24 protein-coding genes are annotated in these 21,424 nt (G+C 60.8%); 20 read left to right on the top strand and 4 right to left on the bottom strand.

Features of this window, described 5'->3' with window-relative positions; translation table 11 throughout:
* Positions 1–33 precede the first annotated feature (33 nt).
* The 15 genes from ACJ8MK_RS10555 (at position 34) to hisP (ending at position 14,331) form a co-directional block, all read left to right on the top strand.
* Positions 34–807 (top strand): AraC family transcriptional regulator, encoded by a 774-nt coding sequence (locus ACJ8MK_RS10555; protein WP_033635354.1) that lies wholly within the window; start codon positions 34–36, stop codon positions 805–807.
* A 53-nt stretch (positions 808–860) separates the two neighbouring features.
* Positions 861–1,982 carry a 4-phosphoerythronate dehydrogenase PdxB gene (gene pdxB / locus ACJ8MK_RS10550; RefSeq protein WP_103772913.1) on the top strand — a complete coding sequence of 374 codons (1,122 nt, stop codon included), beginning with the start codon at positions 861–863 and terminating at the stop codon, positions 1,980–1,982.
* 110 nt (positions 1,983–2,092) lie between these two features.
* On the top strand, positions 2,093–3,103 hold the full coding sequence (locus ACJ8MK_RS10545) for an aspartate-semialdehyde dehydrogenase (protein ID WP_033648060.1): 1,011 nt from the start codon (positions 2,093–2,095) through the stop codon (positions 3,101–3,103).
* Entirely contained in the window at positions 3,103–3,924 is an 822-nt protein-coding gene (truA, locus tag ACJ8MK_RS10540; protein ID WP_161726366.1) for a tRNA pseudouridine(38-40) synthase TruA, read from the top strand. Before ACJ8MK_RS10545 ends, truA begins: the two co-directional genes overlap by 1 nt.
* Positions 3,925–4,002: 78 nt before the next feature.
* Positions 4,003–4,665: a DedA family protein gene (locus ACJ8MK_RS10535; protein ID WP_442517728.1), complete on the top strand. Its 663-nt coding sequence runs from the start codon at positions 4,003–4,005 to the stop codon at positions 4,663–4,665.
* A gap of 232 nt (positions 4,666–4,897) precedes the next feature.
* Positions 4,898–5,806: an acetyl-CoA carboxylase, carboxyltransferase subunit beta gene (accD, locus tag ACJ8MK_RS10530; protein WP_025303691.1), complete on the top strand. Its 909-nt coding sequence runs from the start codon at positions 4,898–4,900 to the stop codon at positions 5,804–5,806.
* Positions 5,807–5,997: 191 nt separating this feature from the next.
* Complete coding sequence (folC, locus tag ACJ8MK_RS10525; protein WP_041036076.1) at positions 5,998–7,263, top strand: bifunctional tetrahydrofolate synthase/dihydrofolate synthase; 1,266 nt, start codon at positions 5,998–6,000, stop codon at positions 7,261–7,263.
* Complete coding sequence (gene dedD, locus ACJ8MK_RS10520; protein ID WP_033648058.1) at positions 7,264–8,001, top strand: cell division protein DedD; 738 nt, start codon at positions 7,264–7,266, stop codon at positions 7,999–8,001. It abuts the gene before it with no gap.
* Between the two features lie 234 nt (positions 8,002–8,235).
* On the top strand, positions 8,236–8,736 hold the full coding sequence (cvpA, locus tag ACJ8MK_RS10515; RefSeq protein WP_004936119.1) for a colicin V production protein: 501 nt from the start codon (positions 8,236–8,238) through the stop codon (positions 8,734–8,736).
* A 21-nt stretch (positions 8,737–8,757) separates the two neighbouring features.
* Positions 8,758–10,275: an amidophosphoribosyltransferase gene (gene purF, locus ACJ8MK_RS10510; protein WP_019453742.1), complete on the top strand. Its 1,518-nt coding sequence runs from the start codon at positions 8,758–8,760 to the stop codon at positions 10,273–10,275.
* Between the two features lie 131 nt (positions 10,276–10,406).
* Positions 10,407–10,979, top strand: a complete 573-nt coding sequence (locus tag ACJ8MK_RS10505; protein WP_033635347.1) for a UbiX family flavin prenyltransferase — start codon at positions 10,407–10,409, stop codon at positions 10,977–10,979.
* Positions 10,980–11,283: 304 nt separating this feature from the next.
* Positions 11,284–12,066 (top strand): histidine ABC transporter substrate-binding protein HisJ, encoded by a 783-nt coding sequence (hisJ, locus tag ACJ8MK_RS10500; protein WP_033635346.1) that lies wholly within the window; start codon positions 11,284–11,286, stop codon positions 12,064–12,066.
* Positions 12,067–12,148: 82 nt separating this feature from the next.
* The gene (locus ACJ8MK_RS10495) at positions 12,149–12,835 is read left to right on the top strand and encodes a histidine ABC transporter permease HisQ (protein WP_033635345.1); all 687 of its coding nucleotides are present in this window, start codon (positions 12,149–12,151) and stop codon (positions 12,833–12,835) included.
* Positions 12,832–13,536: an ABC transporter permease gene (locus ACJ8MK_RS10490; RefSeq protein WP_033635343.1), complete on the top strand. Its 705-nt coding sequence runs from the start codon at positions 12,832–12,834 to the stop codon at positions 13,534–13,536. The genes ACJ8MK_RS10495 and ACJ8MK_RS10490 overlap by 4 nt, the downstream gene beginning before the upstream one ends.
* Before the next feature lie 21 nt (positions 13,537–13,557).
* Positions 13,558–14,331, top strand: coding sequence for a histidine ABC transporter ATP-binding protein HisP (gene hisP / locus ACJ8MK_RS10485; protein ID WP_004936098.1), 774 nt, complete (start codon positions 13,558–13,560; stop codon positions 14,329–14,331).
* Between the two features lie 7 nt (positions 14,332–14,338).
* Here hisP and ACJ8MK_RS10480 read toward each other — a convergent pair whose 3' ends face one another.
* The 3 genes from ACJ8MK_RS10480 to yfcG form a co-directional block, all read right to left on the bottom strand.
* A complete protein-coding gene (locus tag ACJ8MK_RS10480) occupies positions 14,339–15,253 on the bottom strand; it encodes a TIGR01777 family oxidoreductase (RefSeq protein ID WP_442517727.1) in 915 nt (304 codons plus the stop codon).
* A gap of 16 nt (positions 15,254–15,269) precedes the next feature.
* Positions 15,270–15,641 carry a dihydroneopterin triphosphate 2'-epimerase gene (folX, locus tag ACJ8MK_RS10475; protein WP_033635340.1) on the bottom strand — a complete coding sequence of 124 codons (372 nt, stop codon included), beginning with the start codon at positions 15,639–15,641 and terminating at the stop codon, positions 15,270–15,272.
* A gap of 110 nt (positions 15,642–15,751) precedes the next feature.
* Positions 15,752–16,381, bottom strand: coding sequence for a GSH-dependent disulfide bond oxidoreductase (yfcG, locus tag ACJ8MK_RS10470; protein ID WP_033653754.1), 630 nt, complete (start codon positions 16,379–16,381; stop codon positions 15,752–15,754).
* Positions 16,382–16,614: 233 nt separating this feature from the next.
* Between yfcG and yfcE the strand changes: the two genes are divergently transcribed.
* Entirely contained in the window at positions 16,615–17,166 is a 552-nt protein-coding gene (yfcE, locus tag ACJ8MK_RS10465; protein WP_043147754.1) for a phosphodiesterase, read from the top strand.
* 101 nt (positions 17,167–17,267) lie between these two features.
* Positions 17,268–17,813, top strand: coding sequence for an NUDIX hydrolase YfcD (gene yfcD / locus ACJ8MK_RS10460; RefSeq protein ID WP_004936086.1), 546 nt, complete (start codon positions 17,268–17,270; stop codon positions 17,811–17,813).
* 54 nt (positions 17,814–17,867) lie between these two features.
* On the opposite strand, the gene ACJ8MK_RS10455 is transcribed toward yfcD, so the two are convergent.
* Complete coding sequence (locus ACJ8MK_RS10455) at positions 17,868–18,887, bottom strand: LacI family DNA-binding transcriptional regulator (RefSeq protein WP_004936083.1); 1,020 nt, start codon at positions 18,885–18,887, stop codon at positions 17,868–17,870.
* Between the two features lie 310 nt (positions 18,888–19,197).
* Between ACJ8MK_RS10455 and ACJ8MK_RS10450 the strand changes: the two genes are divergently transcribed.
* The 3 genes from ACJ8MK_RS10450 (at position 19,198) to ACJ8MK_RS10440 (ending at position 21,418) form a co-directional block, all read left to right on the top strand.
* Entirely contained in the window at positions 19,198–19,641 is a 444-nt protein-coding gene (locus ACJ8MK_RS10450) for a PTS sugar transporter subunit IIA (protein ID WP_033653756.1), read from the top strand.
* Between the two features lie 92 nt (positions 19,642–19,733).
* The gene (locus ACJ8MK_RS10445) at positions 19,734–20,015 is read left to right on the top strand and encodes a PTS sugar transporter subunit IIB (protein WP_025303676.1); all 282 of its coding nucleotides are present in this window, start codon (positions 19,734–19,736) and stop codon (positions 20,013–20,015) included.
* A gap of 23 nt (positions 20,016–20,038) precedes the next feature.
* Positions 20,039–21,418: a PTS ascorbate transporter subunit IIC gene (locus ACJ8MK_RS10440; protein WP_440481705.1), complete on the top strand. Its 1,380-nt coding sequence runs from the start codon at positions 20,039–20,041 to the stop codon at positions 21,416–21,418.
* Positions 21,419–21,424: the final 6 nt, after the last annotated feature.

Raw genomic sequence — 21,424 nt, 5'->3', positions numbered from 1 at the left:
TGGCGTAAACAAGACAAATCACGGGACGAAACCATGCCAGAAATCCGCCATTTCCCCGAGTCGCTGATCCCGGCACCCAACCCGGTGCAGTTCCGCTGCGAGGAGTTCAATGCGCGCACCGAATTCCAGCCGCACAGCCACACCTGGGGCCAGTTGATGTGGGTTAAAGCCGGGGTGATGGTGCTGCGCATCGGCGGGCAGCGCTTTCTGGCGCCGCCGGAGTTCGTGCTGTGGGCGCCGGCGGGCATCGAACACTCCTGCTATAACCAGCGGCTGGCGCAGTGCCGCATGGTGGACATCACGCCGGCACTGTGCGCCGGCATGCCCGCCGATCCCTGCCTGGTGAGCGTGACGCCAATCTTCCGCGCCATCGCCGAGGATTTCTATGCGCGCAAACAGTACATTCCGCAGGCGGAGGAGGATTTGCGCCTGTGCCAGGTGCTGATCGACCAGCTGCGTCTGTCGCCGCGCCAGCAAACCTATCTGCCGTCGTCGGACGACAAGTTTTTGGCGCCGGTGCTGGAAGCGTTGGAACATTGCCCGGCGGACAACACCTCGCTGGCGGCGTGGGCGGCTCGGGTCTACACCACCGAGCGTACGCTGTCGCGCCGCTGCCAGCAGGATCTGGGCATGTCGTTCAGCGAATGGCGCCAGCGTCTGCGTTTCCTGCACGCCGTGTCGCTGCTCGAGCAGGGCAAGACGGTGCAGGACGTGGCGCTGGACGTCGGCTACAGCTCCGCGTCGGCCTTTATCGTCATGTTCCAGCAGATCGCCGGCACCACCCCTGAGCGCTTTCGCCGTGCATGATTCAGTGGCACACTATTTCGCAGACAAATAGCCGTAAACCGTCGGAGAACGCAGTGAAAATTCTGGTTGATGAAAATATGCCGTACGCGGCCGAGCTGTTCAGCCGCCTGGGCGACGTGCAGGCGGTGCCGGGCCGCCCGATCCCGCGCGAGGCGCTGGCGGATGCCGATGCGCTGATGGTGCGTTCGGTCACCAAGGTCAATGAAGCCTTGCTGGCCGGCAGCCGCATCGGCTTTGTCGGCACCGCCACCGCCGGCACCGATCACGTCGATGACGCCTGGCTGCAACGGCAGGGCATCGGCTTTTCCGCCGCGCCGGGCTGCAACGCCATCGCGGTGGTCGAGTATGTGTTCTCAGCCTTGATGCTGCTGGCCGAGCGCGACGGCTTCCAGCTGCGGGATAAAACCGTCGGCATCGTCGGCGTGGGCAACGTCGGTTCGCGCCTGGACGCGCGCCTAAAGGCGCTGGGCGTGCGCACGCTGCTGTGCGATCCGCCGCGTGCCGATCGCGGCGATGCCGGGGAATTCTGGCCGTTGGAGAAGCTGGTGGCCGAGGCCGACGTGCTGACCTTCCATACGCCGCTGAATAAATCCGGCCCATACCATTCGCTGCATCTGGCGGATGCCGATCTGTTGGCGGCGCTGCCGGACAACCGCATTCTGATCAACGCCTGCCGCGGGCCGGTGGTGGATAACGCCGCGCTGCTGCAGGCGCTGGAAAAAGGCAAAAAGCTGAGCACGGTGCTGGACGTGTGGGAACCGGAGCCGGATCTCTCCTTGCCGCTGCTGGCGCGGGTGGATATCGGCACTGCGCACATCGCCGGGTATACGCTGGAAGGCAAGGCGCGCGGCACCACCCAGGTGTTCGAGGCGTTCAGCCGCCATTTGGGGCAGCCGCAGCAGGTGGCGCTGGCCTCGCTGCTGCCGGTGCCGGAGTTCAGCCAGATCCGCCTCAACGGGCCGCTGGATGAAGCGCGGTTAAAACGATTGATGCACTTGGTGTATGATGTGCGCCGCGATGATGCGCCGCTGCGCAAAGTCGCCGGGCAACCGGGCGAATTCGATCGCCTGCGCAAGCACTACCAGGAGCGCCGCGAGTGGTCTTCGCTGGCCGTGCAATGCGATGACAGCGCCAGCGCCGAGCTGCTCGGCAAGCTGGGCTTCAGCGTGGCATAGCGCGTAAGGTTGTCTTAAGCCAACGCCGCTACAGTGAGCGGCAAAGATTATCGGGCGGTGGCTGCACTGCCCGTCTGCTTTTATGAATGAAATACTCTGGAGAAAACCCGATGTCTGACGGCTGGAATATCGCGCTGCTCGGCGCCACTGGCGCGGTAGGTGAAGCGTTGCTGGAATTGTTGCAGGATCGCCAGTTCCCGGTGGGTGAGCTCTATCCTCTGGCAAGCGAACGCAGCGCGGGCGCCAATGTGCGCTTCAACGGCAAGTCTCTTTTGGTGCAAAACGCCGAAGAGTTCGACTGGTCGCAGGCGCAGCTGGCCTTCTTCGTCGCCGGCAGCGAAGCTTCCGCGCGCTATGCCGAAGAAGCCGGCAACATGGGCTGCCTGGTGATCGACACCAGCGGCCTGTTCGCCATGGAGCCGGATGTGCCGCTGGTGGTGCCGGGCGTCAACCCGCAGGTGCTGGCGGATTACCGCAACCGCAATATTGTGGCGGTGGCCGACAGCATGGTCAGCCAGCTGCTGACGGCGATCAAACCGCTGACCGAACAGGCGGGGCTGTCGCGTTTGCACGTCACCACGCTGATGTCGGTATCGTCGCGCGGCAAGGCGGCGGTGGACGACTTGGCCGGCCAGAGCGCGCGCCTGCTGAACGGCATCCCGGCCGAGGAAGGCGTTTTCGGTAAGCAGCTGGCGTTCAACCTGTTGCCGCTGATTGCCGACGAGCAGGGCAGCGTGCGCGAAGAACGCCTGATCGTCGATCAGGTGCGCAAGGTGTTGCAGGATGAAGGGCTGCCGATTTCGGTGAGCTGCGTTCAGTCGCCGGTGTTTTACGGCCACGCGCAGGTGGTGCACCTGGAAGCGCTGCGCCCGCTGTCCGCCGAAGAGGCGCGCAGCGAGCTGGAAGAGGTCGAGGACATTCAGCTGAGCGAAGAGGACGATTACCCGACTCAGGTCACCGACGCCTCCGGCAGCGATGCGCTCAGCATCGGTTGTCTGCGTAACGATTACGGCATCCCCGAGCTGCTGCAGTTCTGGACGGTGGCGGACAACGTGCGCTTCGGCGGCGCGTTGATGGCTGTCGAAACCGCCGAGCGTCTGGTGCAGGAGCAGATGTACTGATGTCTGAGGTGGTCTCGCCCGCTCAGCCGACGCTGAAGATCGCGCTGGGCATCGAATATGACGGCAGCCGGTACTACGGCTGGCAGCGGCAGCAAGAAGTGGCCAGCGTGCAGCAACGCCTGGAGCAGGCGTTGAGCAAGGTGGCGGATGCGCCGATTGCCGTGCTGTGCGCCGGGCGCACCGACGCCGGAGTGCACGCCACCGGGCAGGTGGTGCATTTCGAAACCACCGCGCGCCGCAAGGATGCCGCCTGGACGATGGGGGTGAACACCCATCTGCCGCCGGACATCGCGGTGCGCTGGGTGAGCCCCGTCGCCGACGATTTCCATGCGCGCTTCAGCGCCACCGCGCGCCGCTACCGCTATATTATTTTCAACCATCGCTACCGGCCGGCGGTGCTGCAACAGGGGGTGACGCACTTTTATCACCCGCTGGACGCCGATCGCATGCACCGGGCGGCGCAGGCGCTGCTGGGCGAGAACGACTTCACTTCGTTCCGCGCGGTGCAGTGCCAGTCGCGCACCCCGTGGCGCTGCGTAAAACACGTTAAGGTTACGCGCTACGGCGAATATATTGTGGTAGATATCAAGGCGAATGCCTTTGTGCATCACATGGTTCGCAACATCGTCGGCAGCCTGATGGAGATCGGCTGCGGCAATCAGGATGAGAACTGGATGGCCGAATTGTTGGCGTTGAAGGATCGCAATCTGGCGGCGGCGACGGCGCGAGCCGAGGGGCTGTATCTGGTTGCCGTGGATTATCCCGACCACTTTGGTCTACCGCGGCCGCCGATGGGGCCGCTGTTTTTGCCCGACGATTAAACGCCGGCACGCCTGAACGCGTCGCTCCCTTGTGCTTCTGCCGGGTGATTGAAACACCCGGTATCAATGAGAGAATTTATGGACATCATCAAGTTTATTATTGATTTCATTCTGCATATTGATGTGCACCTGGCCGAACTGGTCGCACAATACGGCATGTGGGTCTACGCTATTCTGTTCCTGATCCTGTTTTGCGAAACCGGTCTGGTGGTAACGCCGTTCCTGCCGGGGGATTCTTTGCTGTTTGTCGCCGGCGCGCTGGCGGCGTTGCCGACCAACGATCTGAACGTGCACACCATGGTGGCGTTGATGGTGGTGGCGGCGATCCTCGGCGATGCGGTGAACTACACTATCGGGCGGTTGTTCGGCGAGAAGTTGTTCAGCAACCCGAACTCGAAAATTTTCCGCCGCAGCTACCTGGACAAGACGCACCAGTTCTATGAGAAGCACGGTGGAAAAACGATTATTCTGGCGCGATTTGTGCCGATCGTGCGTACTTTTGCGCCGTTCGTCGCCGGTATGGGGTATATGTCCTATCGCCACTTCGCCGCCTACAACGTGATTGGCGCACTGGTTTGGGTGCTGCTCTTCACTTATGCTGGCTACCTGTTCGGCGATCTGCCGGTGGTGCAGGAGAACCTGAAACTGTTGATCGTCGGGATCATCATCGTTTCGATTCTGCCGGGCGTGATTGAAATTTGGCGCCACAAGCGCGCGGCCGCCCGCCAGCAAAAACAGTAAAAACATCGCTTAACCTGTCGGTTCGACCAGTTTTTTGTCCACAGCGTCGGGCCGATATGGTTTAATGAGCGACATTATGGTCTGTTCCTGCGAACAACCCTGAAGCCGATGCCTCAGTCGCCGCGCTTGCCGCGCCGCGAACGGGCATTTTTTCATTGGGGTGTTTTCAGGGGGATTGTTAAAGCATGAACAGCGGACTGGCGTGTGCCAGGTTCAAACAGAAAGGTCATCGATGAGCTGGATTGAACGAATTCTTAACAAGAGCAATATCACACAAACCCGTAAGGCGAGCATTCCTGAAGGGGTCTGGACCAAATGCGACAGCTGCGGCCAGGTTCTCTACCGCGCCGAGCTGGAGCGTAATCTGGAAGTGTGTCCGAAGTGCGACCACCACATGCGCATGGGCGCGCGCGCGCGTCTGCATACCCTGCTGGACGAAGGCAGCGAAGTGGAGCTGGGCAGCGATCTGGAGCCGAAGGACGTTCTGAAATTCAAGGATTCCAAGCGCTATAAAGATCGTCTGGTCGCCGCACAGAAAGCGACCGGCGAGAAAGACGCGCTGGTGGTGATGAAGGGCACGCTGTACGGCATGCCGATCGTCGCCGCCTCCTTCGAATTCGCCTTCATCGGCGGCTCGATGTCTTCCGTGGTCGGCGCGCGTTTCGTGCGTGCGGTTGAGCAGGCGCTGGAGGACAACTGTCCGCTGGTGTGCTTCTCCGCCAGCGGCGGCGCGCGCATGCAGGAAGCGCTGATGTCGCTGATGCAGATGGCGAAAACCAGCGCGGCGTTGGCCAAGATGCAGGAGCGCGGCTTGCCGTACATCTCCGTGCTGACCGACCCGACCATGGGCGGCGTTTCCGCCAGCCTGGCGATGCTGGGCGACATCAACATCGCCGAGCCGAAAGCGCTGATCGGCTTTGCCGGCCCGCGCGTCATCGAGCAGACCGTGCGCGAGAAACTGCCACCGGGCTTCCAGCGCAGCGAGTTCTTGATCGAAAAAGGCGCGATCGACATGATCGTTCGCCGTCCGGAAATGCGCCAAACGTTGGCGAGCATTCTGTCCAAGCTGACCAACCAGCCGCAGCCGCATTTCGATGAGGCCGCGCCGGTCATTGAGCCGGAGCCGCAGGCCGACGCCTGAGGCAAAGACAGATCCCGCCCGGGTTCAGCCGCCACTTTGTGGCTAAGTGACGGCTGATGCCCGTTCCCTGCCGGCCGTGGCCTATCTCGCTGCGGTTTGCAGGCTGGCGGCAGTCACGAAGCGCATCGCCTTTACCGCGGTGAGGGTGGTGCCCTGATGGATTAATGAACCCAAGTTCAGTGATGGGACTCATGCAAAACCACCAAATTCCCCAAGCCACGTCGCCATTGAGCTCGTGGCTTTATTATCTGGAACGTCTGCACAGCCAGGCGATCGAACTCGGCCTTGAGCGCGTACAGCGCGTCGCGGCGCATCTGGATTTACTGACCCCCGCCCCCACGGTGTTCACCGTTGCCGGCACCAACGGCAAAGGCACCACCTGTCGCACCCTCGAAGCCATTCTGCTGGCCGCCGGCCTGCGCGTCGGCGTCTACAGTTCGCCGCATCTGGTGCGCTATACCGAACGCGTGCGCATTCAGGGGGAAGAGCTGAGCGAAGCGGAGCACAGCCGCTCGTTCGCCGCCATTGAGGCCGGCCGCGGCGAAACGTCGCTGACCTATTTCGAATTCGGCACCCTGTCGGCGCTGCAGCTGTTCAAACAGGCGCGGCTCGACGTGGTGATCCTGGAAGTGGGCCTGGGCGGGCGTCTCGACGCCACCAACATCGTCGATCCGAGCGTGGCGGTGATTACCAGCATCGCGCTCGATCACACCGACTGGCTGGGCAACGATCGCGAAAGCATCGGCCGCGAGAAGGCCGGCATTTTCCGCAGCGGCAAGCCGGCGGTGGTGGGCGAACCCGACATGCCGGAGAGCATTCGTCAGGTTGCCGAAACGCTGGGCGCGCCGCTGTATCGCCGCGGCGAAGCCTGGAGCTTCAGCGAGCAGGGCGATCGCTGGCAGTGGCAGGGCGGCGACACGCTGCTGACCGATCTGCCGACGCCGAACGTGCCGCTGGCCAACGCCGCTACCGCGCTGGCGGCGCTGAACTGCTCCCCGCTGGAAATCGACGAACGCGCGATCTTCACCGGGCTGCAGCAGGCGACGCTGCCGGGGCGTTTCCAGATCGTGCGGCGGGAGCCGACGCTGATCCTCGACGTGGCGCACAACCCGCACGCCGCCGGCTATCTGGCCGGGCGTCTGGCCAAACTGCCGCGCGAAGGCGGCAAGGTGCGCGCGGTGGTGGGCATGCTGTCGGACAAGGATATCGCCGGCACGCTGGCCTGCCTGAGCGAGCAGGTGGATGAATGGTACTGCGCGCCGCTCGACGGGCCGCGCGGCGCCAGCGTCGAACAGCTGGCGCAACATCTGACGGAACCGCGCCGCTTTAATGATGTCGAAACTGCCTGGCGGCAGGCTATGCAGGATGCTGATAAACAGGATATTGTGATCGTCTGTGGATCGTTCCACACCGTGGCGCAGGTGATGGCGGCGTTAGACGAGATGCGGGGAGTGTGAGTGGCGAGTAAATTTCAGAACCGACTGGTCGGAACCGTGATTCTGGTGGCGCTGGGGGTGATCATCCTGCCAGGGCTGCTGGACGGCAAAAAGAAGCATTACGAGGATGAATTTGCTGCCATTCCGTTGGTGCCGAAACCGGGCGATGTCGAAGAGAACGACGTGCTGCCGCCGGTGACGCAACCGCTGCCGGCGCAGCCGCCGGAAGGGGCGGGCGCGCTGGTCGAGCAGCAGGCGGCCAATGAAGCGGCGGCGCAACAGGCGGTACGGCAGAGCGCTCAGCAGCCGACGCAGGTGGCGCCGCCGCCGGTCGAGACGCGTCCTCAGCCGGTGCCGCAGCCCAAGCCGAAACCGGTGGAAACCAAACCGGTGGAAGTGAAACCGAAACCGGCACCGCAACCGAAGCCGGTGGAAGTGAAGCCGGTGCCGAAGCCGGAGCCGACGCCGAAACCTGAGCCGGCGCCGCAGCCGAAACCGGCGGAAGAAAAAGCGCCGGCAGGGCAAGCCTATGTCGTGCAGCTCGGGGCGCTGAAGAACGCCGCCAAGGCGAACGAGATTGTCGCCTCGCTGCGCCTCTCGGGCTACCGCGCCTTTACCGTGCCGTCAACGCCGGTGCAGGGGCAGATAACCCGTATCTACGTCGGCCCGGACGCCTCCAGGCAGAAGCTGCAGGCGGCGCTGCCGTCGCTGAACTCGATCAGCGGGCTGAGCGGGCAGGTGAAGCCGTACGGCCGTTAAACCCCGCAGGGGCGCAGCACGATGCGCCCCTGAATGAAGGAGTGGTGGAGAGAAAGCGAGAAAAACCGCGCCTTTTACAGGCGAAATCACCTATGTAGGCGCGGCGATTGAGAATTTTTTGATCGCCGCTTTTTATTTGTAACGTGGTAGGAAATCCCCTACGCAAACGTTTTCTTTTTCTGTTAGAATTCGCCGCGAATTGGATGCAGGGGCGATTCATCATTGGAATAGTTCATGGTCTGGATTGATTACGTCATTATAGCGGTAATTGGATTTTCGGCTCTGGTGAGCCTGATCCGAGGGTTTGTTCGCGAAGCATTGTCACTTGTGACATGGGGATGTGCGTTTTTTGTTGCCAGCCATTTCTACTCTTACCTTGCGGTCTATTTCACTCGTTTTGAAGATGAACTGGTGCGAAACGGCATCGCGATCGCGATTTTGTTCATCGCGACCTTGATCGTAGGGGCTATTGTTAACTATGTGATTAGCTCACTGGTAGAGAAAACCGGGTTGTCGGGCACCGATCGGGTGCTGGGCATCTGCTTCGGCGCGCTGCGCGGAGTATTGATCGTCGCGGCGATCCTGTTCTTCCTGGATACCTTTACCGGCTTTTCACAGAGTGCCGACTGGAAACAGTCGCAGCTCATTCCCCAGTTCAGTTACGTCATCAGGTGGTTCTTTGACTACCTGCAGAGCACGTCGAGTTTCTTGCCGACCCAATTGCCGGGGCGGTAGCGCTGATGAGGAAAAGACAACATGTGCGGTATTGTCGGTATCGCCGGTTTCATGCCGGTAAACCAGTCGATTTATGATGCGCTGACGGTGCTTCAGCACCGTGGCCAGGATGCCGCAGGCATCGTCACCATTGACGCCCACAACGGGTTCCGTTTGCGTAAAGCCAACGGCCTGGTGAAGGATGTGTTTGAGGCGCGCCATATGCAACGCTTGCAGGGCAACATGGGCATTGGCCATGTGCGTTACCCGACGGCCGGCAGCTCGAGCGCCTCTGAGGCCCAGCCTTTCTACGTCAACTCGCCATTCGGCATTACGCTGGCCCACAATGGCAACCTGACCAACGCCCATGAGCTGCGCCAAAAGCTGTTCGAAAGTGGCCGCCGCCATGTCAACACCACCTCCGACTCGGAAATCCTGCTGAACGTGCTGGCCAGCGAGCTGGATCGTTTCCCGCACTACCCGCTGGAGGCCGACAACATCTTTACCGCGGTCGCCGCCATGCATCAGCAACTGCGCGGCGCTTACGCCTGCGTGGCGATGATCATCGGCCACGGTCTGCTGGCGTTCCGCGATCCGAACGGCATTCGCCCGTTGGTGATCGGCAAGCGCACGCTGGAGGATGGCCGCAGCGAGTACATGGTGGCTTCCGAAAGCGTGGCGCTGGATACCCTGGGCTTTGAGTTCCTGCGCGACGTGGCGCCGGGCGAAGCGGTGTATATCACCACCAAGGGCCAGCTGTTCACCCGCCAGTGCGCAGAGAATCCGAAAACCAACCCGTGCCTGTTCGAATACGTTTATTTCGCGCGCCCGGACTCCTTTATGGACAAGATCTCGGTCTACAGCGCCCGCGTGCGCATGGGCCAGAAGCTGGGCGAGAAGATTGCCCGCGAGTGGGAAGATCTGGATATCGACGTGGTGATCCCGATTCCGGAAACCTCCTGCGACATCGCGCTGGAGATCGCGCGCATTCTCGAGAAGCCCTACCGCCAGGGCTTTGTGAAGAACCGCTACGTCGGCCGCACCTTCATCATGCCGGGCCAGCAGGCGCGTCGTCAGTCGGTGCGCCGCAAGCTGAACGCCAATCGCGCCGAGTTCCGCGACAAGAACGTGCTGTTGGTGGATGACTCCATCGTGCGCGGCACGACCTCGGAACAGATCGTCGAGATGGCGCGCGAAGCGGGCGCCAAGCGGGTGTACCTGGCTTCCGCCGCGCCGGAAGTGCGTTTCCCGAACGTTTACGGCATCGACATGCCGAGCGCCAACGAACTGATCGCCCACGGGCGCGAAGTGGATGAAATCCGCCAGATTATCGGCGCCGACGGGCTGATCTTCCAGGATCTGGACGATTTGATCGAAGCGGTGCGCGAAGAGAACCCGGACATCACCCAGTTCGAATGCTCGGTGTTCAACGGCATCTACGTGACCAAAGACGTCGATCAAAGCTATCTGGAATACCTGGAGTCGCTGCGCAGCGACGACGCCAAGGCGCTGCGGGTGCAAACCGAAGCGGAAAATCTGGAACTGCATAACGAAGGCTAACCGCCTGCGTTGATCCATCAGGGTGCATCGCCGCGTCTGCGGCGGTGCGCCTTGCTCCTCTGACTTGCTTATCCCTCGCCATTGCGGCAAAGTCTGCCTGATCTTACTTTTTACGGCAGAGGCCATTTTCCATGAAACGACTCATCATCGGCATTTCCGGCGCCAGCGGCGCCATCTACGGCGTGCGCCTGTTACAGGTTTTGCGCGACGTCGCAGAGGTGGAAACCCATCTGGTGATGAGCAACGCGGCAAGACAGACGCTGGCGCTGGAAACGCCGTACAGCCTGCGGGAAGTGCAGGCGCTGGCCGACGTGGTGCACGATGCGCGCGACATCGCCGCCGGCATCTCCTCCGGCTCCTTCAAAACCCTGGGCATGGCGATACTGCCATGCTCAGTCAAAACGCTGTCCGGCATCGTCAACAGCTACAGCGACGGGCTGCTGACCCGCGCCGCCGACGTGGTGCTCAAAGAGCGCCGCCGTTTGGTGCTGTGCGTGCGGGAAACGCCGCTGCATTTGGGTCACCTGCGGTTGATGACCCAGGCGGCGGAGATGGGGGCGGTGATCATGCCGCCGGTGCCGGCGTTTTATCACCAGCCGAAAAGCGTGGAAGACATCATCGATCAGACCGTCAATCGGGTGATCGATCAGTTTGATATCGAACTGCCTGCCGATCTGTTCACCCGTTGGCAGGGCGTTAGTTAACATTTTCATCCCCAAATTGGCACATTTGTGCAACACCGCACTGAATTAGGGCGGCGCATGCACCATAATGATCCTACTTCATCACGTTCACTGTTTCATGGTGCCGCCTTGTCGCGGCTGCCAGTGGCGCGGCCCCGAGCGGCCGATTTAATTTTGCGGTTATCGTCCCAGGAAACAGTATTGTGAAGGCCGGAGCCGTTCCCTCCGCCCGTAGCACCTAATGTGGCACGATTACTGCAAATTGATTTGGTGGGGAAAAGTAATGCCCGTAGTGGCATCAAAAAAATCAATTTGAGGGTAATTTATGAAAAAGCTGGTTAAGGTTCTTCCTTTAGTCTTGGCTTTGGCGGCCGCAAACAGCGCATTCGCCGCTATCCCATCGACATTGAAGATCGGCACCGATCCGACTTATGCGCCGTTTGAATCCAAAAACGCCAAAGGCGAGCTGGTCGGCTTCGATATCGATTTGGCCAAAGAGCTGTGCAAACGCATAAATACCCAATGTACCTTCGTGGAGAGCGACTTTGACGCGCTGATCCCATCACTCAAGGCGAAGAAAATCGACGCCATCATCTCTTCGCTGTCCATCACTGAAAAACGCCAGCAGGAAATCGCCTTTACCGACAAGCTGTATGCCGCCAACGCGCGTCTGATCGCGCCGAAGGGCTCCAAGCTGTTGCCTACCGTGGACGCCCTGAAAGGCAAGAGCGTGGGCGTGCTGCAGGGCACTACCCAGGAAGCCTACGCCAACGCCATGTGGCAACCGAAGGGCGTCACGGTGGTGCCTTACCAGAACCAGGATCTGGTCTACGCCGATCTGGCGTCCGGGCGCATCGACGCCGCCTTCCAGGATGAAGTGGCGGGCAGCGACGGCTTCCTGAAACAGCCGCCGGGCAAAGACTACGCGTTCGCCGGCGAATCGGTGAAGGATGACAAATTCTTCGGCGTCGGCACCGGCATGGGGCTGCGCAAAGCCGATACCGAGCTGAAAGCGGCGCTGGACAAAGCCTTCGCCGAAATGCGCAAAGATGGCACCTACGATAAATACGCGAAAAAGTACTTCGACTTTGACGTCTACGGCGGGTAATCCGCTAACCGTTCCATGCTGTGACTGCGGGGCCGGTGTGCCGGCCCCGATGGTTCGGATCCTAGACCACAGGGTGAAGTAGATGCTGCAAGGCTATTCCCAACTGATTTTCGAGGGGGCTCTGGTGACGCTGGAGTTGGCCCTCAGTTCCGTATTGTTGGCGGTGGTGATCGGGTTGATCGGCGCCGGCGGCAAACTCTCCCACAACCCCCTTATTTCCGGCCTGTTCGGCGCTTACACCACGCTGATCCGCGGCGTGCCCGATCTGGTGCTGATGCTGCTGATCTTTTACGGTCTGCAAATCGCGCTGAACAATATCACTACGCTGCTGGGCTTCTCGCAGATCGATATCGATCCGCTCGGCGCCGGCATCATTACCCTCGGCTTTATCTACGGCGCTTATTTTACCGAGACCTTCCGCGGCGCCTATCTGGCGGTGCCGAAAGGGCAGATCGAAGCGGCGACGGCCTACGGCTTCAGCGGCGCGCAGATCTTCCGGCGCATTCTGTTCCCGGCGATGATGCGTTTCGCCTTGCCGGGCATCGGCAACAACTGGCAGGTGATCCTGAAGGCGACGGCGCTGGTGTCGATCCTCGGCCTGAACGACGTGGTGAAAGCCACGCAGCTGGCGGGGAAAGGCACCTATCAGCCGTTCTTCTTCGCCATCGTGGCCGGCGTGGTGTACCTGATCTTCACGACCGTTTCCAACGGCGTGCTGCTGTGGCTTGAACGGCGTTACTCACTGGGCGTCAAGAGGGCCGAGCTATGATCGAGATTTTGCAACAGTATTGGCAGTCGCTGCTGTGGAGCGACGGCTACCGTTTCACCGGCGTGGCGGTAACGCTGTGGCTGCTGATCGCTTCGGTGGTGATGGGCGGGCTGCTGGCGATCCCGATGGCGGTGGCGCGCGTCTCTTCCATCCGCTGGGTGCGTTTCCCGGTGTGGCTCTATACCTACGTGTTTCGCGGCACGCCGCTGTACGTGCAGCTGCTGGTGTTCTACTCCGGCATGTACAGCCTTGAGATCGTGCGCGGCAGCGAGTTTCTCAACGCGTTTTTCCGCAGCGGGCTCAACTGCACCATCCTGGCGCTGACGCTCAACACCTGCGCCTATACCACCGAGATCTTCGCCGGGGCGATCCGCTCGGTGCCGCACGGTGAGATCGAGGCCGCCAACGCCTACGGTTTCTCGCGCTTCAAGATGTATCGCTGCATCATTTTGCCTTCGGCGCTGCGCACCGCGCTGCCGGCCTACAGCAACGAAGTGATCCTGATGCTGCACTCCACCGCGCTGGCGTTTACCGCCACCGTGCCGGATCTGCTGAAGATTGCGCGCGACATCAACGCCGCGACCTATCAGCCGTTTTACGCTTTCGGCATCGCGGCGGTGCTGTACCTGATCATCTCCTACGTGTTAATCAGCCTGTTCCGCAAGGCTGAAAAACGCTGGATGGCACACGTTAGTCACTGATAAATGACGGGAAGAAAAACCATGTCTGAGAATAAATTAGCCGTCACGGAACTGCACAAACGCTATGGCGACCACGAAGTGCTGAAGGGCGTCTCGCTGGCGGCCAACGCCGGGGATGTGATCAGCATCATCGGCTCCTCCGGCTCCGGCAAAAGCACCTTTCTGCGCTGCATCAACTTCCTCGAGAAGCCGAGCGAAGGCTCGATCAGCCTGAACAACGAAGACATCCGCATGGTGCGCGACAAAGACGGCCAGCTGAAGGTGTTCGACAAGAAGCAGCTGCAGCTGCTGCGCACCCGCCTGACCATGGTGTTCCAGCATTTCAACCTGTGGAGCCACATGACGGTGTTGGAGAACGTGATGGAGGCGCCGGTGCAGGTGCTGGGGCTGAGCAAGGCCGACGCGCACGAGCGCGCGGTGCGCTATCTGGATAAGGTGGGCATCGATGAGCGGGCGCGCGGCAAATACCCGGTGCACCTGTCGGGCGGCCAGCAGCAGCGCGTTTCTATCGCCCGCGCGTTGGCGATGGAGCCGGAAGTGCTGCTGTTTGACGAACCGACGTCGGCGCTGGATCCCGAGCTGGTGGGCGAGGTGCTGCGCATCATGCAGAAGCTGGCGGAGGAGGGGAAAACCATGGTGGTGGTGACGCACGAAATGGAGTTTGCGCGCCACGTTTCCAACCACGTGATCTTCCTGCATAAAGGGTTGATTGAAGAACAGGGGCCGCCGGCCGAGCTGTTCGGCAACCCCAAAAGCCCGCGCCTGCAGCAGTTCCTGTCCGGCGCGTTGAAGTAACTTCAGATCAGCGGGCTTCGGCCCGCTGATTAATCACGTCATCCAGCGCCTGCTCCAGCTCCAGATAGCGGAAGTGGAAGCCGGCCTCCTCCAGCCGCTTCGGCACCGCCCGCTGGCCGCCGAGCACCAGCACCGCCGCTTCCCCCATCAACAAACGCATGACGAACGCCGGCACCCGCAGAAACGCCGGGCGATCGAGCACGTTGGCCAATTGGGCGGCGAACTGCTCGTTATGCACCGGGTAGGGGGCGACCATGTTGAACGGGCCAGTGAGCGTGGCGTGATCCAGCAGATAAATAATGCCGTTGACCATGTCGTCGAGATGGATCCACGGCAGGTATTGGCGGCCGTCGCCGATCGGGCCGCCCAGCCCGAAGCGGAACGGCGGCAGCATTTTGGCCAGCGTGCCGCCCTGCGGCGCCAGCACTACGCCGGTGCGCAGCAGGCAGACGCGGGTGGCGTCGCTCTGCGCCTGCAGCGCCAGCGCTTCCCAGCGTTGGCACAGCTGGTGGGTGAATTCGTCGTGCGGCGGCTCCTCTTCGGTGACCACCGCCTGCCCTTGATCGCCGTAGTAGCCAACGGCGGAACCGGAAATCAGCACGCCGGGCGGCGTGCTGCCGGCCTTGATCAGCTGCGCCAAGCGTTCGGTCAGATCCCAGCGGCTATGACACAGCCGCTGCTTCTGCTGTGCGCTCCAGCGCTTGTCGGCGATAGGTTCGCCCGCCAGATTGATCACCGCATCGAAGTCATCCAGCGACTGCCGGTCGTCCAGCGTGTGCCAATAGCTCGGCTGGTCGCCGAGCCGGGCCCGGGCCCGCCGTTCGTCTCGCGTCAGTACCGTAATATGGTGAGAAAGCGCCAGCAGCCTGGCCGTCAGGCTGCTGCCGATCAATCCCGTTGCGCCGGTGATCAGGATCCGCATGGTCGACCTCCCTGAGTTAGTCCCTGCGATAGCTCATGGTCATGGAGACAGAATCGGCGTAGCGCAGAGCCAGAAGTTTATCTATCTCCACTTCAGCATAGGTCACCCAGGCGTGTTCTTTTACGATATCGAGCACATCCTGCGTTAATTTTTCCAGCAACGCGAAACGGTTATCTTCCACATGGCGGATGATCGCTTTGGTGATGGTGCGGTAGTTGAGCGCATCGGCGATGTCTTCGCTGTTGCGCGCCTTGTCCGCCGGGTAGTGGATCACCACGTTGATCAGGATGTCCTGTCGGTTGTTGATTTCCTCTTCCTTGATACCGATGAACGTGCGCAGCCGCAGATTTTTAATGCGAATAACGGCGTCGGGTTGACTGAAAGACATCAGAGATTCTCCATAGGTCTGATTATTGGCGTTCAGAATACACGGAAAGTAGGGAAATGATAACGCAGGGACGATGTGACTCCCCGGTGGCGGGGAGTCGGGGAGCGGGATTAGCCCTGTTCGGCCAGCTTATAGGCGCGCTCGGTCGCCGGGCGGTTGCTGATGCGTTCGAACCAGTTGCGCACCGCCGGGTAATCCGCCAGATCGATGCGCTGGCGCGGATGCGACACCACCCACGGGTAGGTGGCGATATCGGCGATGCTGTAGTTGTCGCCGCCCAGGTACGGATGTTTTTGCAGTTCGGCTTCCAACACGCCATACAGCCGTTTGGTTTCCAGCTGGTAGCGCTCAATGGCGTAAGGCACCGGCTGCGGCGCGTAGTGGTTGAAGTGATGATTCTGCCCGAGCATCGGCCCGAACCCGGCCACCTGCCAGAACAGCCACTGCAGGGTGGCGGCGCGTTCGCGCAGGCCCTTGCTCAGCAGTTTGCCGGTCTTCTCCGCCAGATACAGCAGGATTTCACCGGACTCGAACAGGCTGATCGGCTCGCCGCCGTCCACCGGTTGCTGATCGACGATCGCCGGGATTTTGTTGTTGGGAGAAATGCTCAGAAAGTCCGGTTTGAACTGCTCGCCGGCGCTGATGTTTACGCGATGGATACGGTAGGGTAAGCCGACCTCTTCCAAAAACAAGGTGATCTTGTGACCATTGGGAGTAGGCGCGTAATACAGGTCAATCATGTTGCCTCCTGCGGTAAGGTGATCTGTAATTCATTACACGTTGCTGCGGTCTTCGCCGCGCACAAAGGTATATCAGAGATCCAACAATAGCAGCTAAGGATAGCAGGCTATGTGGGATTCGTCCGATGCTATCTGCGCGGCTGGATCACAATTCTCCATCGGGGCGGGCGGCGGTTTGCCGCACGGCGCCGGCGCGGTAAAATGGCGCTTATTTCCCTCTATAGGACAAGGTTATGAAGCTGATGTTCGCCTCGGATATCCACGGCTCGCTGCCGGCCACCGAACGCGTGCTGGAATTGTTTGAACAAAACGGCGCCGACTGGCTGATTCTTCTGGGTGATTTGCTGAATCACGGCCCGCGCAACGCGCTGCCGGCCGGGTATCAGCCTGCTCAGGTTGCCGAACGATTGAATCGCTATAGCGACAAGATCATCGCCGTTCGCGGCAATTGCGACAGCGAGGTCGATCAGATGCTGCTGACGTTTCCCATCGAGGCGCCCTGGCAACAGGTTTTACTGCAAAAAAGACGATTGTTTTTGACCCACGGTCACCTTTATCATCCCTCGGCACTGCCGCCGTTATCCCGCGGTGACGTCCTGGCCTACGGCCATACGCATCTGCCGCAGGCGGAGCGGCAGGGTGAGATCTATTGCTTCAATCCGGGCTCGGTCAGCATCCCCAAAGGGGGCTTTCCGGCCAGCTACGGCATGTTGGATCGGGGCACTTTGCGCGTGCTGACGCTCGACGGCGGCAAGGTCGTCGCGGAGGTGGCGTTAACACGCTAAACGCACTAATTTATACACACACACAATAAAAATCTTTGAAAAGCACTCATTGATTAACCAGCGCGCGGGATGCATCGCGCCAAAATAGAAGGTTTTAGAGGATGGCGGAACAGGGTCAGGCTGCAGATACCGAATGGGTTGATATCGTCGACGAGCAAAACGAGGTGATTGCGCAATCCAGTCGTCAACAGATGCGGGCGGAGCGGCTGCGTCATCGTGCTACCTATATTGTGGTGCATGATGGGATGGGAAAAATTCTGGTGCAGCGTCGCACCGAGATCAAAGACTTCTACCCGGGCTGGCTGGACGCGACGGCGGGCGGCGTGGTGCAAAGCGGTGAAAACGTGCTGGACTCGGCGCGCCGCGAGGCGGAAGAAGAGCTGGGCATCGCCGGCGTGCCTTTCGCCGAACACGGTCTGTTCTACTTCGAAGAAGAGCAGTGCCGGGTGTGGGGCGCGCTGTTCAGCTGCGTATCGCACGGCCCGTTCGCGCTGCAGGAAGAAGAAGTGGCCGAGGTGTGCTGGCTGACGCCGGAAGAGATCACCGCGCGCTGCGACGAGTTTACTCCGGATTCGCTGAAGGCGCTGTCGCTGTGGCTGACGCGCAACAACGAACAGGATTACGGCAAGCCGCTCGACAACCACTGAGACGCCAACGCGTAAGAAAGCCGGTCATCGACCGGCTTTTTTTATGGTGGGGATTCAGCAGCTGTCGCGGCGGCACAGCGTGGCGGGCAGGGAGCCTGCCGGCTGCCAGGGCTGCTCGTTCAGCCGCGCCAGCAGCGCCTGGCCGGCTTGAATGCCGATGTCGCGATGCGGAATGGTCATGGTGGTCAGCGGCGGCTGGCACACCCGGCTGAACTCGCTGTTGCCGAACCCCACCACCGCCAGATTGTCCGGCACCTTGATGCGCCGCCGCTGGCATTCATACAGCGCGCCGCCGGCCAGTTCGTCCGAGGCGCACACCAGCGCGTCCAGCTCCGGCCAGGCCAGCAAGAATTCCGGCAGCTGCTGCGCGCCGGTGCTGAAGCTGGCGGGCTGCGCGGCGTTGATCACCCGATGCGGCGACATATGGTTGCGCAGCAGCGCCTTGTGCCAGCCCTGCAGGTGCTGCTGGAAGATCCACTGTTCCTGGTTGGCGCACAGCAGCCCGATGTTCTGATAGCCGCTGGCGATCACCGTTTGCGTCAGTTGATACATCGCCGCCACGTAGTCGATGCCGATGCTCATGTCGATCGGATCGGCGCGTACGGCGCCGATCTCCACCACCGGAATGTTGGCGGCGATCAGCGCGTTGCGGGCGTTTTGCGAATGCTCGACGCTGAGCAGCACCGCCGCCGCCAGGTTGTAGGAAAGCAGGGTCTCCAGCAGCTTCTCTTCGCGCTCCAGATGGTGCTGCGATTCCGCCAGCATGATGTGATAACCGGCCGGCTGCAGCACTTTCTGCAGGCCGGCGAACATCTCGGCGCAGCCGGATTCGGACAGGCTGGGCACCACCATGGCGATGGTGTAGGACGAGGCCGACGCCAGCGAGCTGGCGGCCAGGTTGGGCAGATACCCCAGTTCGCTTACCGCGGCTTCAATCTTCTCGCGCAGTTTGTCTGAAACCTGCTCCGGCGTGCGCAGCGCGCGCGACACCGTCATGGTGCCGACGCCCGCCAGCTGCGCTACGTCAGCCAACGTCACCCTGCCCGTGCTGCGTCGTTTTTTACCGATCGACATGCCTAATCCCGACTGAAATGCGCGCGCGGCGCATAAAAATGGTGAGGGCGGGAAGCCGACGGCGCGGCTTCGACGATCCCCGTATGCGGCACATTCTACCCCGTTACCCGAAAGAGCGAGAAAAAATTGTGGTTAACGCCATGCCGCGGCGCGGCGTTTTGATAGCGCTATCACAGATCTGCATGATAGCGCTTTGGTAGCGCTATCTTTGTGATATCCATCACTGTGTGGCCGGGAGGGGTTGATTAAAGTTTTACCGTCGTCGGTGAATTAATCACCGGCCGAAACCATCAACCTTTAGGAGGGTAACGTGCTGAAAGAGTGGCTGACCGCCGATCATATACAGCTGTGCGAACGGGTGGAGGACTGGCGCCAGGCGGTCACGCTGAGCGCGCAGCCGCTGCTGCAAGACGGCGTGATCACGCCGAATTACCTGACGGCCATCTTTCATCAGCAGGAGAAGCTCGGCCCTTACTTCGTCCTGGCACCGGGCATCGCCATGCCGCACGCCCGGCCCGAAGAGGGCGCCAACGCGTTGGGATTATCGCTGTTGAAGATCCATCAGGGGGTGAACTTTCATTCCGCAGATAACGATCCGGTTCAGGTGGTGGTGATGCTTTCGGCGCCCGACGGCGACAGCCACATCGAATTGATTTCGCAACTGGCGGAATTATTTTCAGACAATCAGGCCATGGCGGCGTTATTTCACGCCAAAGATAAACGGCAAATCGAGGATATTATCGCCCGCTATTAACGTTTAATCACCAGGAACACGATTAATGCTAACAACGCCGGGAATATGACCGGCGGCGCTACCCTACACGCTAAATTCAACAGGTGGATATTATGAAAATCATGGCGATTTGCGGTTCCGGTCTCGGCAGCAGTTTTATGGTGGAAATGAACATTAAAAAGGTGCTGAAAAAGATGGGCGTGGAGGCCGAGGTCGAACACTCCGATCTGTCGTCCGCCACCCCCGGCGCCGCCGACGTGTTCGTGATGGCGAAAGACATCGCCGACAGCGCCAGCGTACCGGCCGAGCAGCTGGTGGTGATCAGCAACATCATCGACATTAATGAGCTGGAAGCCAAGCTGCGCGCTTACTTCGAAGCCCACTCAATCATCTGAATAAAACGATTGGCGAGGTGGATATGTTTATCCAGGAAACGCTTAAGTTTGTGGTGGATATATTAAAGGTGCCTTCGGTGCTGGTCGGGCTTATTGCGCTGATCGGTTTGCTGGCGCAAAAGAAATCGTTTTCCGACGTGGTGAAAGGCACGGTAAAAACCATTCTCGGCTTTATCGTTTTAGGCGGCGGCGCCACGGTATTGGTCGGGTCGCTCAATCCGCTGGGCGGCATGTTCGAACATGCGTTCAATATTCAGGGCATCATTCCGAATAACGAAGCGATCGTCTCCATCGCGCTGGAGAAATACGGTGCCTCCACCGCGCTGATCATGGCGTTCGGCATGGTGGCGAATATCGTAGTAGCGCGCTTCACCCGGCTGAAATACATCTTCCTGACCGGCCACCACACCTTCTACATGGCCTGCATGATCGGCATCATCCTGACGGTGGCGGGCTTCGAGGGCGTGCAGCTGGTGTTTACCGGCGCGCTGACCCTGGGGCTGGTGATGGCGTTCTTCCCGGCGATCGCCCAGCGCTATATGCGCCGCATCACCGGCAACGACGATATTGCCTTCGGCCACTTCGGCACCCTGGGCTACGTGCTGTCCGGCTGGATCGGCTCGAAGGTGGGTAAAAACTCGCGCTCGACCGAAGAGATGAACCTGCCGAAAAACCTCAGCTTCCTGCGCGACAGCTCCATTTCGATCTCGATGACCATGATCGTCATCTACCTGATCCTGGCGATCTGCGCCGGGCGGGCCTATGTGGAAAGCGATCTCAGCGGCGGCCAGAACTACCTGGTGTATTCGATCATTCAGGCCATCACCTTCGCCGCCGGGGTGTTCATCATCCTGCAGGGCGTGCGCCTGATTCTGGCGGAAATCGTGCCGGCGTTCACCGGCTTCTCGGAAAAGCTGGTGCCTAACGCGCGGCCGGCGCTGGATTGCCCGGTGGTCTATCCCTATGCCCCCAACGCGGTGCTGATCGGCTTCTTGTTCAGCTTCCTTGGCGGATTGGCCGGGCTGTTCCTGCTGGGGCAGCTGAAGATGGTGCTGATCCTGCCCGGCGTGGTGCCGCACTTCTTCACCGGCGCTACCGCCGGGGTGTTCGGCAACGCCACCGGCGGGCGGCGCGGCGCGATGCTGGGCGCCTTCGCCAACGGGCTGCTGATCACCTTCCTGCCGGTATTACTGCTGCCGGTGCTGGGGGCGTTGGGCTTTGCCAACACCACCTTCTCCGACGCCGACTTCGGCGCGATCGGCATCCTGCTGGGCAACATGGCGCGCTTTATGTCGAAAGAGATGATCATGCTGGCGATCGTCGCCGTGTTCGCGCTGCTGGTGGCGCATAACTTCCTGGGAAAACGCAAAGGCGCGCCGGCCGCTGACCGCGTCGAGAAATAACGAGGG

This window comes from Serratia sp. CY38905 (assembly GCF_052168875.1).
Lineage (GTDB): Bacteria > Pseudomonadota > Gammaproteobacteria > Enterobacterales > Enterobacteriaceae > Serratia > Serratia sarumanii.
The sequence above is the reverse complement of the archived record's forward strand: the minus strand, read 5'-3'. Positions and strand labels throughout refer to the sequence as shown.